The sequence below is a fragment of the Conchiformibius kuhniae DSM 17694 genome, assembly GCF_000428785.1.
GTDB classification, from domain to species: Bacteria; Pseudomonadota; Gammaproteobacteria; order Burkholderiales; family Neisseriaceae; genus Conchiformibius; species Conchiformibius kuhniae.
The window spans coordinates 124,832-137,173 of sequence record NZ_AUAP01000002.1; the positions used below are offsets into that span (position 1 = coordinate 124,832).

The 12,342-nt window shown below is 57.8% G+C and carries 14 protein-coding genes; 10 read left to right on the forward strand and 4 right to left on the reverse strand.

The genetic code is table 11. The features are described 5' to 3' along the window. Positions 1-130 precede the first annotated feature (130 nt). Positions 131-1,696 carry an FAD-dependent 5-carboxymethylaminomethyl-2-thiouridine(34) oxidoreductase MnmC1 gene (mnmC1, locus tag G392_RS0102785; RefSeq protein WP_245571910.1) on the forward strand — a complete coding sequence of 522 codons (1,566 nt, stop codon included), beginning with the start codon at positions 131-133 and terminating at the stop codon, positions 1,694-1,696. A 46-nt stretch (positions 1,697-1,742) separates the two neighbouring features. Here the strand turns inward: mnmC1 and G392_RS11950 are convergent, their stop codons facing one another. Continuing rightward, positions 1,743-2,198, reverse strand: a complete 456-nt coding sequence (locus tag G392_RS11950; RefSeq protein WP_051255535.1) for a helix-turn-helix domain-containing protein — start codon at positions 2,196-2,198, stop codon at positions 1,743-1,745. Positions 2,199-2,515: 317 nt separating this feature from the next. On the opposite strand from G392_RS11950, the gene G392_RS13510 reads away from it, so the two are divergent. Then, the gene (locus tag G392_RS13510) at positions 2,516-3,049 is read left to right on the forward strand and encodes a hypothetical protein (RefSeq protein ID WP_156900774.1); all 534 of its coding nucleotides are present in this window, start codon (positions 2,516-2,518) and stop codon (positions 3,047-3,049) included. Between the two features lie 140 nt (positions 3,050-3,189). Continuing rightward, positions 3,190-4,032, forward strand: coding sequence for a dihydropteroate synthase (gene folP, locus G392_RS0102800; RefSeq protein ID WP_376986838.1), 843 nt, complete (start codon positions 3,190-3,192; stop codon positions 4,030-4,032). Between the two features lie 30 nt (positions 4,033-4,062). Here the strand turns inward: folP and G392_RS0102805 are convergent, their stop codons facing one another. Continuing rightward, on the reverse strand, positions 4,063-4,863 hold the full coding sequence (locus G392_RS0102805) for a 3'-5' exonuclease (protein ID WP_027008994.1): 801 nt from the start codon (positions 4,861-4,863) through the stop codon (positions 4,063-4,065). 216 nt (positions 4,864-5,079) lie between these two features. Here G392_RS0102805 and G392_RS0102810 point away from each other — a divergent pair, with 216 nt between their 5' ends. Next, on the forward strand, positions 5,080-5,886 hold the full coding sequence (locus G392_RS0102810) for a DsbC family protein (protein ID WP_034334337.1): 807 nt from the start codon (positions 5,080-5,082) through the stop codon (positions 5,884-5,886). A gap of 52 nt (positions 5,887-5,938) precedes the next feature. Here the strand turns inward: G392_RS0102810 and G392_RS0102815 are convergent, their stop codons facing one another. Beyond that, complete coding sequence (locus G392_RS0102815; RefSeq protein ID WP_027008996.1) at positions 5,939-6,313, reverse strand: helix-turn-helix domain-containing protein; 375 nt, start codon at positions 6,311-6,313, stop codon at positions 5,939-5,941. 165 nt (positions 6,314-6,478) lie between these two features. Here G392_RS0102815 and G392_RS14360 point away from each other — a divergent pair, with 165 nt between their 5' ends. From G392_RS14360 to G392_RS0102855, 6 genes are all read left to right on the forward strand, one after another. Beyond that, complete coding sequence (locus G392_RS14360) at positions 6,479-6,772, forward strand: excalibur calcium-binding domain-containing protein (RefSeq protein WP_027008997.1); 294 nt, start codon at positions 6,479-6,481, stop codon at positions 6,770-6,772. 68 nt (positions 6,773-6,840) lie between these two features. Continuing rightward, on the forward strand, positions 6,841-7,191 hold the full coding sequence (locus tag G392_RS11955; protein WP_051255537.1) for an accessory factor UbiK family protein: 351 nt from the start codon (positions 6,841-6,843) through the stop codon (positions 7,189-7,191). Positions 7,192-7,194: 3 nt separating this feature from the next. Next, complete coding sequence (locus G392_RS0102830; protein ID WP_027008998.1) at positions 7,195-8,700, forward strand: YifB family Mg chelatase-like AAA ATPase; 1,506 nt, start codon at positions 7,195-7,197, stop codon at positions 8,698-8,700. A 143-nt stretch (positions 8,701-8,843) separates the two neighbouring features. Beyond that, positions 8,844-9,938 carry an SPOR domain-containing protein gene (locus tag G392_RS12975; RefSeq protein ID WP_027008999.1) on the forward strand — a complete coding sequence of 365 codons (1,095 nt, stop codon included), beginning with the start codon at positions 8,844-8,846 and terminating at the stop codon, positions 9,936-9,938. A gap of 126 nt (positions 9,939-10,064) precedes the next feature. Beyond that, on the forward strand, positions 10,065-10,772 hold the full coding sequence (locus G392_RS0102840; RefSeq protein WP_034334271.1) for a thiol:disulfide interchange protein DsbA/DsbL: 708 nt from the start codon (positions 10,065-10,067) through the stop codon (positions 10,770-10,772). Between the two features lie 303 nt (positions 10,773-11,075). After that, positions 11,076-11,903, forward strand: coding sequence for an undecaprenyl-diphosphate phosphatase (locus G392_RS0102855; RefSeq protein WP_027009001.1), 828 nt, complete (start codon positions 11,076-11,078; stop codon positions 11,901-11,903). Between the two features lie 68 nt (positions 11,904-11,971). Here the strand turns inward: G392_RS0102855 and rpsT are convergent, their stop codons facing one another. Then, positions 11,972-12,235: a 30S ribosomal protein S20 gene (rpsT, locus tag G392_RS0102860; RefSeq protein WP_027009002.1), complete on the reverse strand. Its 264-nt coding sequence runs from the start codon at positions 12,233-12,235 to the stop codon at positions 11,972-11,974. Positions 12,236-12,342 lie beyond the last annotated feature (107 nt).

Consider the following 12,342-nt stretch of genomic DNA (forward strand, 5'->3'; position numbering starts at 1 on the left):
CATCAACTGGCACGGTGGTTTTATATTGATTTTCCGCATGAAAATGCACACGATGATGCGCCCCAATTCTGTCCGCTTCGGGGCAATGTATGGGCAATGATGATTTTACGCCGTTTTTTTAAAGGATGCCATGATGTTTGTGTGGGCTTGGGCAGCGCCGCCGTCTGTGGACGGGATTGCGGCGGTGTTGGCGCGGGTGCGGCAGCGTCCCCTGCATTTGCTGCTGTGTTTTGACGGTGCGCCGCCGCGTTATTCCGAAGCGGGCGCAGGTGCGCCGGTGTGGCAAGGGCGTTTGCACGCGCTGACGCGTTGCGCCCAAAATGTGGCGGCTTCCGTGCCGGCAGAGCTGGCGGACGGTGTGTGGCTGCGGCTGATGCCGCGCCGTTGTGCCGAACGTTGGCAAGAATACGCCGGTGCGCCGGTGCATTGGGCGGACGAGCCTGTCGCGCAAACCGCGCCCGTGCGGGAAAAGGTGTGGCTGAGCGTGCCGCCGGTTGCGCCCGTGCAAGGGGTGGCGGTGGTCGGGGCGGGGATTGCGGGGGCGGCAACGGCGTATGAGCTGGCACGGCACGGCGTGGCGGTAACGGTGTTGGAAGCGGCAAATGCGCCCGCATCGGCGGCGTCGGGCAACCGTCAGGGCTTGTTGTATGCCAAAATTTCCGCCCACGCCACTTGCCAAACGGAATTGTTGTTGGCGGGCTACGGTTACAGCCGTTATCTGCTGGAAACGCTGTTGCCCGATGGCGAAGCATGGGGCGGGGCAGGGGTGTTGCATTTGGATTTTGACGACCGGGAAGCCCGCCGCCACCGCCAATTGGCGGCGCACGTTCATCATGCCCATCTGTACCGTGCGGTGTCGGCGGCGGAAGCCGCGCAGATTGCGGGCGTACCTGTTGCCCACAATGCCCTGTATTGGCAACAGGGCGTGTGGCTGAACCCCGCCGCGCTGGTGTCGGCGCTGTTGGCGCAAAAGGGCATTGAAACGCATACGCAAACGCGCTTGTGCCAAGCGGAACGTGTCGGCGGCATGTGGCATCTGCACACCACGCGCGGCAGCTTTCAGGCATCGCATCTGGTTTTGTGCGGCGGTGCGGACAGCGTGCGTCTGCCTTTTGTCGGCGATTTGCCCTTGCGCCTGATACGCGGACAAAGCGCATCGGCACGCGCCACCCCCGCCAGCCGCACACTGAAAGCCGCTTTGTCGGGTGCGGGCTACATCGCCCCCGCATGGCGCGATGCCCATACCTACGGCGCAAGCTTCGTCCCCAACGATGCCGATACCGCGTGGCGCGACAGCGAACACGCCCACAACCGCCGTTTGTTGGCGCAATTGAATCCGTTTTTGGCACGGCAATTGGGCGCAACCGACACGGGCGGACACGCTGCCGTGCGCTGCGACAGCCGCGACCATCTGCCCGTTGTCGGCGCGGTGGGCGATGCTGCTGCCATGCGCCAAAGCTATGCCGCGCTGGCAAAAGACAAAAATCTGTCCCAACATACCCCTTGTCCCTACGTGCCGAATGTGTGGACAAACACCGCACACGGCAGTCGCGGACTGATTACCGCGCCCGTGTGTGCCGCCGAAACAGCCGCGCAAATACTCGGCTTGCCGCACGTATTGTCGGCACGGCTGCGCCACGCCCTGCACCCCAACCGCCTTATCATTGGCGACATCGTGCGCGGCAAAACGGCATAACAAAACCGTTCTGCCGGCAAGAGCAGAACGGTCAAAATACAGCGCACTATTTGGCTTGGGACAATTTGAGCAGTGCAATCATCTCTTGCGCCATTGCCACTTGATTTTTCAAGGTTTGAATTTGCTCGTTTTGTTGGTGGATTTGTGCTTGTTTTTCTGCCAACAGCTCATTTTGATGCTTGATTTGCGACATCAGCTTTTCCACTTCCGCATCGCCCGCCACATAATAATAACTGGAATGAAACATCGGCGGCGATTGGCTGATGGGCGACTGATTATCAGGGATTTGATAAACGGGCATTTTGCCTTCCACCGACAACAAAGTTTTTAAATCCATACCGAAAACTTTGGCAATTTCTGCCAATTTATCCACATTCATTCCGCTTTCACCGCGCTCCAATTTGCTGTAATTACCCGTTGTCATGTTTAATTTTTTCGCCATTTGTTCTTGAGAAAGGTTCTTGCATTCGCGCACAGTGCGGATTTGTTCCAAAATATTCATCAAAATTCCTTTTTTGGTTTGAAACCCCGCAGTTTACGGCGGTAAAATGGATTTTTTATTCGGTCGGGGCGTAACCCCGTCCGAATTAGGGTAAGGCATAGAGCTGTGTTTTATGTGCAGCCCTGTGAGTTGAAACATGGCAATAATGTTCCAAGTGAGTTGAGCGGGAATCGATACAAACACATCTTAATCGGGTGGGTGAATGGTTTGATTTTGGTGGTTCGTTTCCTGTTCAACATGGTATTTTATCTATATGATTGATAACAGCAACAGAGATATCTGTTGTCGTCAAACTCTAATCCATCTTAACAAAGGAAATGATGATGCGCAAGTTTTTTTCAAAAGCATTGGCAGTGGTCGTGTTGGGTGCGGTAACGGTGGCGCCAGCAGTAGCAAATGATATTGATGACGTTTTTTACACTACATCTTATTCTCTTGATAATAAGTTTTCAGGTGCACGGACATTTAGTATTCAATTCGACCGTGCTGTGCATTCGGCGGTGATTCACATTACAGGGATTTTTCATGGAAAATGTTTGAGAACACGCAAATCATATGCGATGAATTACGAAAACCCATCTCAAGAAACCAATACATCTGGCGGTAATGTTAATGCGCAGTATGGCGGATTGAGTGCAGGCTACCACAGCCAAGCAACTTTAATGCAGAACAGACCTGCACGTTTTGTATTTAAAAAGGATTTGCCATTGCGTGCAGTTAAATACAATATTGTTTTCGTTCGCAATGGTCAAGTACGAAGCACAGGTTGGCTGCCCTATGATGGCATCGACCCTCGGAATGGCGGTTGCATTTACAATGTGGGTGTGCGCAAGAGCAGCAAAGCACCTTAAATTACAGGTGGTTTGAATGTTGAAACGGAATGAGCTCGGGCTTGTTCCGTTTTTGTTTGGTGTGCGGATAGTGCGTTCTGATTGTTCATTCTGCAGAAAACGCGCTACCATCGTTTTTTTAGCTTTTCCGAAAAATAATGATGTTTTGGCAAACCACCCGTTTTCAAATTGACCTGTCCGCGCCCAAAATCATGGGCATCGTCAATCTCACCCCCGACTCGTTTTCCGATGGCGGAAGGTATTCCGCCGACCCCGCCGCCGCGCTGCGCCACGCCGAGCAACTGCTGCAGGACGGCGCGGACATTCTGGACATCGGCGGCGAATCCACCCGCCCCGATGCGCTGCCCGTGCCGCCCGATGAAGAATGGCGGCGCATCGCCCCCGTGCTGGCGGAAGTGTCGCGCTGGAACGTGCCGGTGAGCGTGGACACGCGGCGCACGGCGGTAATGCGGCAGGCGTTGGACGCGGGTTTTGCCGACATCATCAACGATGTTCAGGCTTTGGAAGACGAAGGCGCGTTGCCCCTGCTGGCGCGGCACGCGGCGGGCGTGTGCCTGATGCACATGCGCGGGCAGCCGCAAACCATGCAGCACAATCCGCATTACCACGATGTGGTCGGCGAAGTGGCGGGCTATTTGCACGACCGCGTGCGGGCGTGTAGCGAAGCGGGCATCGCCGCGCCGCGCCTGATGTTGGACGTGGGTTTCGGTTTCGGCAAAACTTTGGCGCACAACGTGGATTTGCTGCGCTCGCTGCCCGAGCTGGCGGCGGCGTGCGGCGGTTTGCCGGTGCTGGCGGGGGTGTCGCGCAAACGCATGATTGGCGAAATCACGGGGCGCGGCGTGCCGGCGGAACGGGTTTCGGGCAGTGTGGCGGCGGCGCTGTTTGCGGCGGAACGCGGTGCGGCGGTACTGCGCGTGCACGATGTGCGCGAAACGGCAGACGCGCTCAAAGTTTGGCGGGCGTTGTGCGGCGGTACTTGACCGAATGGCAGAACCGCCGCCGTTGCCGTTTTATGCCTGTCCGTCCCACGCGGCGGCAAATTCCGCCCAATGGGCTTTGCTTGCCGCCAGTTCGCCGATGTGCTGTTTGAACATCTGCACTTCGGCGTGGTAGGCGGTTTCGTCCAAGCGTCCGCTTATCAGGCAAAAACGCAGGTACATCAGATAGGTATTGGCGGCATCGGTTTCGCAGTAGTCGCGGATTTCGTGGATTTTGCCGTCTTGGTGGGCTTGGCGCACTTGGCTGCCGTCCATGCCCAGCTTGCCCGGAAAGCCGCACAGTTTGGCAATGTCGTCCAAAGGCACGGCGGCGCGTCCGTTGTACAGGGAAAGCACGTCCATCAGGTCGCAATGGCGGTGGTGGTAGCGGCTGATGTAGTTGTTCCATTTGAAATCGCGGCTGTCGGCAAAGCGCCCTTCGCCGGTGTCCCAGTAGCGGGCGGCGTTGATGCCGTGCATCAGGGCGCGGTAGTGCAAAACGGGCAGGTCGAAGCCGCCGCCGTTCCAACTGACCAGTTGCGGCGTGTATTTGTCGAACAGGCTGAAAAATTTGCCGATGATTTGGGCTTCATCGTCTTCGGGGCTGCCGATGGCGGCGATGTGGATTTTGCCGTTCCAGCGCAAACAGCAGGCAACGGCAACGATGCGGTGCAGGTGCAGGGGCAGGAAATCTTTGCCGGTGCGGGCGCGGCACTGCTGTAGGGCGTATTCGGCGGTTTCCGTGTCGTTCAGATGCCCGGGCAAGCCGTTGAGCAGGCGCACGGCGCGGGTGTCGGGAACGGTTTCGATGTCGAAAGCGAGAATCGGGGTCATGGTTTGGGGGGGCGGGTTGGCAAAAAGGCGATTGTGGCACGCGGCGGCGGCGCTGAAAAGGCGCGGATAAAAAATTGTGTTAAATTTGGCAAATGGCGTGCCGCTTTCGGGCATAATGCGCGGTTTGAATCCGAAAAGCCCTTGCCGGCGCGTTGCGGTTGCCGTGAACGGCAAATCGGGCATGCCGGCAATGCCCGTAAACCGAAAGGAATGTCGATGTTGAAAACCACCCCGTCCCTGCGTGTTCTGATTCCCGCCCTCGTGTTGGCGATGGCGGCGTGCGGCGACGTGCCGGCCGCACCCAAAGCCGCTTCCGCCGCCAAAAGCGCGCCCGCCGCCGCAGGCGAAGGCGTTGCCGCCGCCACCGCGCAAACCATCGTCCGCACGCTGGAAAAAAATTATGCCGAACAAGGCTTGAAAATCAAAAGCGTCCATGCCACGCCGATGAAAGACGTGTACGAAGTCGTTACCGACAGCCGTCAGGTGGTTTATACCGATGCTGCGGGCGAATACATGATTGTCGGCGATTTGATTCGCACCAAAGACGGCACGAGCCTGACCGAAGAACGCCGTGCCGAATTGAGCGCGATTGATTTTTCCAAACTGCCTTTGAACAAAGCGGTAAAAGAAGTGCGCGGCAACGGCAAAGACAAAGTGGTGGTGTTTTCCGACCCCGATTGCCCGTTCTGCAAACGTTTGGAAGGCGAATTTGCCAAAATGACGGACGTTACCATTTACAGCTTTCTGATGCCGATTCCCACGCTGCACCCGCGCGCCTATCAAAAATCGGTGCAGATTTGGTGCCAGCCCGACCGCACCCAAGCGTGGACGGACTGGATGCGTAAAGGCAAAAACCCGCCGAAAGTCGCCGATTGTAAAAATCCGATTGAAGACGTGATGAATTTGGGCTTGGAATACGGCTTCAACGGCACGCCCACCATGGTGTTCCCCAACGGCAAGGTGCAAAGCGGTTACGCGCCCATGCCGCAGTTGGCACAGTTGATTCAAGCCAACCAGAAATAAAATCCGTTTGCCAACGCCCTGCCCGCCGTGCCGAAAACGGCGGGCGGTTTTTTTATGTTTGCGCCCGTTTCAGGCGTGTGGCAAAGGCGGCGGCGAAGTCCAACAGCAATTCGCAATCGTTTGCGTCCAAGCCGTCCAACAATTGCGCCAACCGGTGTGCGGCGGGGTTTGCGGACGCGGGCAGTGGCGCGGGCATGCTGTCCGACAAAAAATCGTATACCGTGCAATCAAACAGTTGTGCAAATTCCAGCAGCCGTAAAATATTCGGCACAATCAAGCCGCGTTCGATGCGTGAAACGGTTTCGCTGCCGATATTGAGCATTTCGGCAATGTGTTCTTGCGTGTGTCCGCTTGCGCGGCGGCGGCGGGCGATGGCTTGACCGATGCGGCGGCTGACGGCATCGGGGTTTTCCAAAATCGGCGTCATGCACGGGATTCCTGCGGTGCGAATGGGCGCATGGTCGTTGAGAAGCACGCTTTGTTTAAGGTATTTAAAATACGAATTTTGGGTTTTAAGCAGAGAAATTAGGCTTTATAATACGATTTTCAAAACGAAGTTTCCCCGTAGAACGGGAAAACAGAAAGGTCGGACATGAATAAGTGGACAATGACGGTGCTGATTGCGTTGGGCTTGATTTGGTATGTTTTCGGGCGCGGGCAGGAGGGGGAGCGGGCGGGAGACGGGCAGATGCACGCGGTGGCAACGCGGCATGTGTCGAGCACGCCGCCGCCCGCTCTCCGGCAGCCATTTCGTTGTGATGGACGAACCCATTGTTCGCACATGACTTCTTGCGAAGAAGCCAAATTTTTTCTGCAAAATTGTCCGAATGTGAAAATGGACGGTAACGGCGACGGCATTCCCTGCGAACGGCAATGGTGTCATTGAGCGCGGTGCTGTACCGTTGCGGCGATTGCCGCTACAATAGCCAATCTTTTTACCGATTGGAATAAACAATGATTGCCAAACAGCTTTTTGAAGACCTTGCCGCGAAATTGGGTGAGACGATTGCCAACAGCCCCGCCAAGGATTTGGAAAAAAATGCCAAAGCCATGCTCGGCGGGGCGTTGGCAAAAATGGACGTGGTTACCCGCGAGGAGTTTGACATCCAGCAGCAGGTGCTGATTAAAACCCGTACCAAGTTGGGCGAATTGGAAGCGCGTTTGGCGGCGTTGGAAGCGGCGCAAACGCCCGCAGCCGGTGCGCTTGCCGCTTTGCCCGAAGCGCCGTCTGCCGAGGCGGTGGCGCAGCCGGAGGCTTTGCACGACGGGGTTCGCAGCAGCAACGGGGCGGACGGCGGCGTGTAAAAGATGTCGTTTGCTTTGGTGTACAGCCGCGCTCTGTGCGGTACGGACGCGCCTTTGGTGGAGGTGGAGGCGCATTTGGGCAACGGTTTGCCGCAGTTTCATTTGGTGGGCTTGCCCGATACGGAGGTGAAGGAAAGCCGCGACCGTGTCCGTGCTGCCATCGTGCAGAGCGGTTTTGAATTTCCCGCCAAGAAAATCACGGTGAATCTGGCACCTGCGGATTTGCCGAAGGAGTCGGGGCGGTTTGATTTGCCGGTGGCGTTGGGAATTTTGGCGGCTTCGGGGCAGCTTGCCGCCGATGGTTTGGCGCGTTATGAGTTTGCGGGGGAGTTGGCGTTGTCGGGCAGGTTGCGGGCGGTGCGCGGGGCGTTGGCGATGGTGCGGCAGGGGCGGTTGGCAGGGCGGGCGTTCGTGCTGCCCGCCGACAATGCGGCACAGGCGGCGGTGTCGGACGGTGCGGAAGTTTACGGTGCGGCGGATTTGCGGGCGGTGGCGGCGCATTTGTCGGGAGCAGCGTTGCTGCCGCGCGTGCGTGCCGGTGCGCCGGTGTCGTTGCCGTCTGTGCCTTTGCCCGATTTGGGCGATGTCAAAGGGCAGCACACGGCGCGTTTGGCATTGGAAATTGCGGCGGCGGGGGCGCACAGTCTGCTGATGGTGGGGCCGCCCGGCACGGGCAAATCGATGCTGGCGCAACGTTTGCCGGGCATTCTGCCGCCCTTGAGCGAGGAAGAGCGCGTGGCGGTGTGGACTTTACGTTCGCTGCTGCCGCAAACGCAGCAGCAGGAAGAAGCCTTGCTGCAACAACGCCCGTTCCGCAGCCCGCACCACAGTGCCAGCGCGGCGGCGCTGGTCGGCGGCGGTTCCGACCCGCGTCCGGGCGAAATTTCACTGGCGCATTGCGGCGTGTTGTTTTTGGACGAATTGCCCGAGTTTGAACGGCGCGTGTTGGAAATGCTGCGCGAGCCTTTGGAAAGCGGCGTGGTGCATATTGCCCGTGCCAACCGCCGCGCCGTGTTTCCCGCCGCCTTCCAACTGGTTGCCGCGATGAATCCCTGCCCTTGCGGTTATTTGGGACATCCGTCCAAGCCCTGCCGTTGCAGCCCCGAGAGCGTGCGCCGTTACCGCGACAAAATTTCCGGCCCCTTGCTCGACCGCATCGACCTGACCATCGAAGTCCCCGCCCTTTCCGCCGCCGAGCTGACCCATACCCGAGCCGGCGAAAGCAGCGCGGCGGTGGCGGCACGGGTAGCGGCGGCGCGGCAACGCCAAAACGCACGGCAGGGCAAAACTAATGCCGCCCTGTCGCCCGCCGAGCTGGATGGCGAAGCGGCGGGCATCGGCAGCGAAGCGCGGCAAACACTGGCAGCCGTATTGGAACGACTGTCGCTGTCGGCACGCAGCTACCACCGCATTTTGCGCGTGGCGCGGACGGTGGCGGACTTGGCGGGCGACGACACGGTAACACGCGCCCACATACTCAAAGCCGTGGGCTTGCGGCGCGGCTTGTGAATGTTTTTGTGGACAATTTGTTACACCCCCACCCGCCCCAAACCCCCCGTTTGCCCCGCCGTGCTGGAATGCGGCGGGGCAAATCGTGTTAGAATGCGCCTAATCTTTTTTCCAATTTTATTTTTCCGAACTGGATAAGCAGCATGTCTTCCCAAAAAACACCTTCTTCCCAAAAAGGCAAAGGCTTGGTCGGCTTCTTGGCAGGCTTGGTCTTGGCAACCATGATTATCATCGCCGTGCTGCTGATGCTCAACGGCAACAGCAAACGCGATTTCAAAAACGACCCGACACTGGGCGGCAGCACCCCCGCACAAGCAGACGCATCGGCGCTTGCCCCGCCCCTGCAGCAAGACGGCTTGCAAACCGCCGTTTCCCAGCCCGCGCCCGAACACGGCACGGCTGACGCGCCCGCCCTTGCCGCCGCTTCCGAAACCCGTCCTGCGGTAACGCCCGCCCAAACCGCCGCCGCAGCCGGCGCGGCAGCCGGCGCCGCCGCCACAGCCAACGCCCTGCAAAACAAAGACAAGCCAACCGCACCTGCCGAAACCAAACCCGCGCCCAAAGCGCAAACCGCACCTGCCGAAACCAAACCCGCGCCCAAAGCGCAAACCGCACCGGCAGTGCGCGACAGCCGTCCCGCCCCGCAAGCTGCCGTCAAACCGCGCAGACCCGAAAGCACGGTACGCGGCACATCGGTGTTCCGCCCCAACGAACAGCCCGTCCGCCGCGCCCAGCCCGCCCCGTCCCGCCCCGCCCCCGAACGCAACGTGGCGGCCAACCGTCCCAAGCCCGCGCCCAAACTGGCGGAAGCACCCAAACCGAAACCCGCCGCCACCGCCAAAGCGCCCGCAAAAGACCCCAAACCCACCCCGCAAATGATTTTGGAAACCGGCAACATCGACAAAGCGCGTGAAGCCGCCAAACGCCAAGCTGCAGGCAAACCCGCACCCGCCAAACCCGTTGCCAAAACCGAAAGCAAACCCGCCGCAAGCGGCAGCAAAGGCGGCAACGTCGTCCTGCAGGCAGGCTCGTTTTCCAGCGCCCGCGCTGCCGATGCCCAACGCGCCCGCTTGGCGATGATGGGCGTGCAAACCAAAATCTCCGAAGCCAAAGTAGACGGCAAATCGGTTTACCGCGTCCACACCGCCCCGATGAACAGCGAACGCGCCGGCAACACCAAAAACAGGCTGAACAAAAACGGCGTGAACGACGTATACGAACGTTCCGCACAACAATAATTGTGCGTATGCCGTTTGAAATCCCGCCCGTGCGGGCAGTATAATGATTCGGCAGGGCAAACGCCTTGCCGAATCATTGCCGCATCGGCAATACCGTACCACCACCCTATGAGAGAAAGGAACAACATGAATCTGTTGAAAAAAGCCCTGATTGGCGTATTGCTGGGCATCGGTTTGGCGGGCAACGCCGCCGCACTCACCGAAGGCAAAGACTACGAAGTCCTGTCCAAGCCCATGCCGCAAACCCAAAAAGACAAAATCGAAGTATTGGAATTTTTCGGCTACTTCTGCATCCACTGCAAAAACCTCGACCCCGTCATCCGCAAACACGTCAAAACCTTCGCCGCCGACACCTATTTTCAGGCAGACCACGTCGTTTGGGACGAAAGCGGACACTTGGGCTTTGCCCGCTTGGCGGCGGCTGTCAATCAAGCGGGTTTGAAAGACAAAGCCAACCCCGCCATTTACGATGCCATCTTCAGCGAAAAAGTCAATTTCAACGACCCCGGCGAAACCATCCGTTGGATGAAAGCGCAAAAATCCTTTGACGGCAACAAATTGCTGACCGCGTACAACTCCTTCAGCAATCAGGCGCAAGCCAAACAAATGGCGGCGCGCACCGCCGAATACGGCATCAACAGCACCCCCACCGTGATTGTCGGCGGCAAATACAAAGTGCTGTTTTCGTCCAACTTTGTCGAAGGCATGAAAACCATTGACGAACTGGTGCAAAAAGTGCGCGATGAGCGCGGCATGAAAAAACCCGCCGCCAAACCCCGCGCCGCCGCCCCGAAAAGCAAGGGCGCGGCGATTGCCGGCTCGGTAAACCGTTGATGCTTCGGGGCGCGTTGTCTTTTATGTTGCACTGATTTTCAGTAGGACAATCCAAAATTGACCGAGAAAACCCTGCACCGTCATTCCCGCGAATGCGGGAATCCACATCGAAGCACGACAAACCTTGATAAAACATTGCTTGCCAAGCATCGCTCAGTGGATTCCCGTCTGCGCGGGAATGGCGGATTTTTATATTGCACTGAATTTTCAGTATAAAAAATTAAATGATGACACGCCTTGGGGCAAAGCATGGGGCTGTGCGTGATGTGCAGCCCCGCGTGTTGGCACATCGGAAAGAACAATATGGATATTGCATTGATTTTCAAAGCCCTGTTGATGGGCGTGATTGAAGGGCTGACCGAATTTCTGCCCATTTCCAGCACGGGGCATCTGATTGTGGCGGGCGATTTAATCGGCTTCCACAGCAAAGGCAAAGTGTTTGAAATCGCGATTCAATTGGGCGCGGTGCTGGCGGTGGTGTTTGAATACCGCAGCCGTTTTTCGCATGTGGTGCGCCACATCGGGCGCGATGCGGCGGTAAACCGTTTTGTGCTGAACTTGGCGGTGGCGTTTGTGCCTGCGGCGGTGATGGGCTTGCTGTTCCGCAAGGAAATCAAGCAGTTTTTGTTTAATCCGATTAGCGTGGCGGTGGCGCTGGTGGTGGGCGGGCTGATTATCCTGTGGGTGGAGAAACGGGCGCAAAACATCACCCCGCGCGTGCGCGATGTCGATGCGATGACGGTAAAAGACGCTTTGGCGGTGGGGGTGGCGCAGGTTTGCGCCTTGATTCCGGGAACGTCGCGTTCGGGCAGCACCATTATGGGCGGCATGTGGTGGGGCTTGGAGCGCAAAGTTGCCACCGAGTTTTCCTTTTTCTTGGCGGTGCCGATGATGGTGGCGGCAACGTTTTATGATATTTATAAAAATTATCAGTTGTTTACTTGGTCGGACGTGGGCTTGATTGCGGTGGGCTTTGTGGCGGCGTTTGCGGCGGGTTTGCTGGCGGTGCGTGCTTTGCTGCGCTTTGTGTCGGGCAACAATTATGTGCCGTTCGCGTATTACCGCATTGCTTTTGGCGGCTTGATTTTGCTGACGTATTGGTTCGGCTGGGTCAGTTGGGCGACCGAGTAAGGGATAAAGAAAAGCCTGTCGTTCTATGGGAACAGCAGGCTTTCAAGCACTTGTTTATCCGAAAAACATTAAGCCATGGCTTTGATTTTGGCAGCCAAACGGCTTTTGTGCCGCGCCGCTTTGTTTTTGTGGAACACGCCTTTGTCGGCGATGCGGTCAAGCACTTTGACCGATTGGCGGTACACTTCCTGCGCGGCGTTTTTGTCGCCCGCTTCTACGGCTTTGAGCACTTTTTTCACGGCTGTGCGGAAAGCGGTGCGCTGGCTGGCGTTGTGGGCACGGTTTTTAACGGATTGGCGGGCGCGTTTGCGCGCCTGTGCGCTGTTGGCCATAAAACAAACTCCTAATCGGGAAATCAAATTTGACGAAAACGCGCCATTTTAATCACGACTGTGGCGAATGGCAAGTTTTTTCAGCCCGAACACGCCGTATTCGCCAC

What these genes read in the sequence shown, in the direction of transcription:
- mnmC1 (WP_245571910.1), top strand. Translation starts at nt 131, where the DNA reads ATGATGTTTGTGTGGGCTTGGGCAGCGCCGCCGTCTGTGGACGGGATT.
- G392_RS11950 (WP_051255535.1), bottom strand. Translation starts at nt 2,198, where the DNA reads ATGAATATTTTGGAACAAATCCGCACTGTGCGCGAATGCAAGAACCTT.
- G392_RS13510 (WP_156900774.1), top strand. Translation starts at nt 2,516, where the DNA reads ATGATGATGCGCAAGTTTTTTTCAAAAGCATTGGCAGTGGTCGTGTTG.
- folP (WP_376986838.1), top strand. Translation starts at nt 3,190, where the DNA reads ATGTTTTGGCAAACCACCCGTTTTCAAATTGACCTGTCCGCGCCCAAA.
- G392_RS0102805 (WP_027008994.1), bottom strand. Translation starts at nt 4,863, where the DNA reads ATGACCCCGATTCTCGCTTTCGACATCGAAACCGTTCCCGACACCCGC.
- G392_RS0102810 (WP_034334337.1), top strand. Translation starts at nt 5,080, where the DNA reads ATGTTGAAAACCACCCCGTCCCTGCGTGTTCTGATTCCCGCCCTCGTG.
- G392_RS0102815 (WP_027008996.1), bottom strand. Translation starts at nt 6,313, where the DNA reads ATGACGCCGATTTTGGAAAACCCCGATGCCGTCAGCCGCCGCATCGGT.
- G392_RS14360 (WP_027008997.1), top strand. Translation starts at nt 6,479, where the DNA reads ATGAATAAGTGGACAATGACGGTGCTGATTGCGTTGGGCTTGATTTGG.
- G392_RS11955 (WP_051255537.1), top strand. Translation starts at nt 6,841, where the DNA reads ATGATTGCCAAACAGCTTTTTGAAGACCTTGCCGCGAAATTGGGTGAG.
- G392_RS0102830 (WP_027008998.1), top strand. Translation starts at nt 7,195, where the DNA reads ATGTCGTTTGCTTTGGTGTACAGCCGCGCTCTGTGCGGTACGGACGCG.
- G392_RS12975 (WP_027008999.1), top strand. Translation starts at nt 8,844, where the DNA reads ATGTCTTCCCAAAAAACACCTTCTTCCCAAAAAGGCAAAGGCTTGGTC.
- G392_RS0102840 (WP_034334271.1), top strand. Translation starts at nt 10,065, where the DNA reads ATGAATCTGTTGAAAAAAGCCCTGATTGGCGTATTGCTGGGCATCGGT.
- G392_RS0102855 (WP_027009001.1), top strand. Translation starts at nt 11,076, where the DNA reads ATGGATATTGCATTGATTTTCAAAGCCCTGTTGATGGGCGTGATTGAA.
- rpsT (WP_027009002.1), bottom strand. Translation starts at nt 12,235, where the DNA reads ATGGCCAACAGCGCACAGGCGCGCAAACGCGCCCGCCAATCCGTTAAA.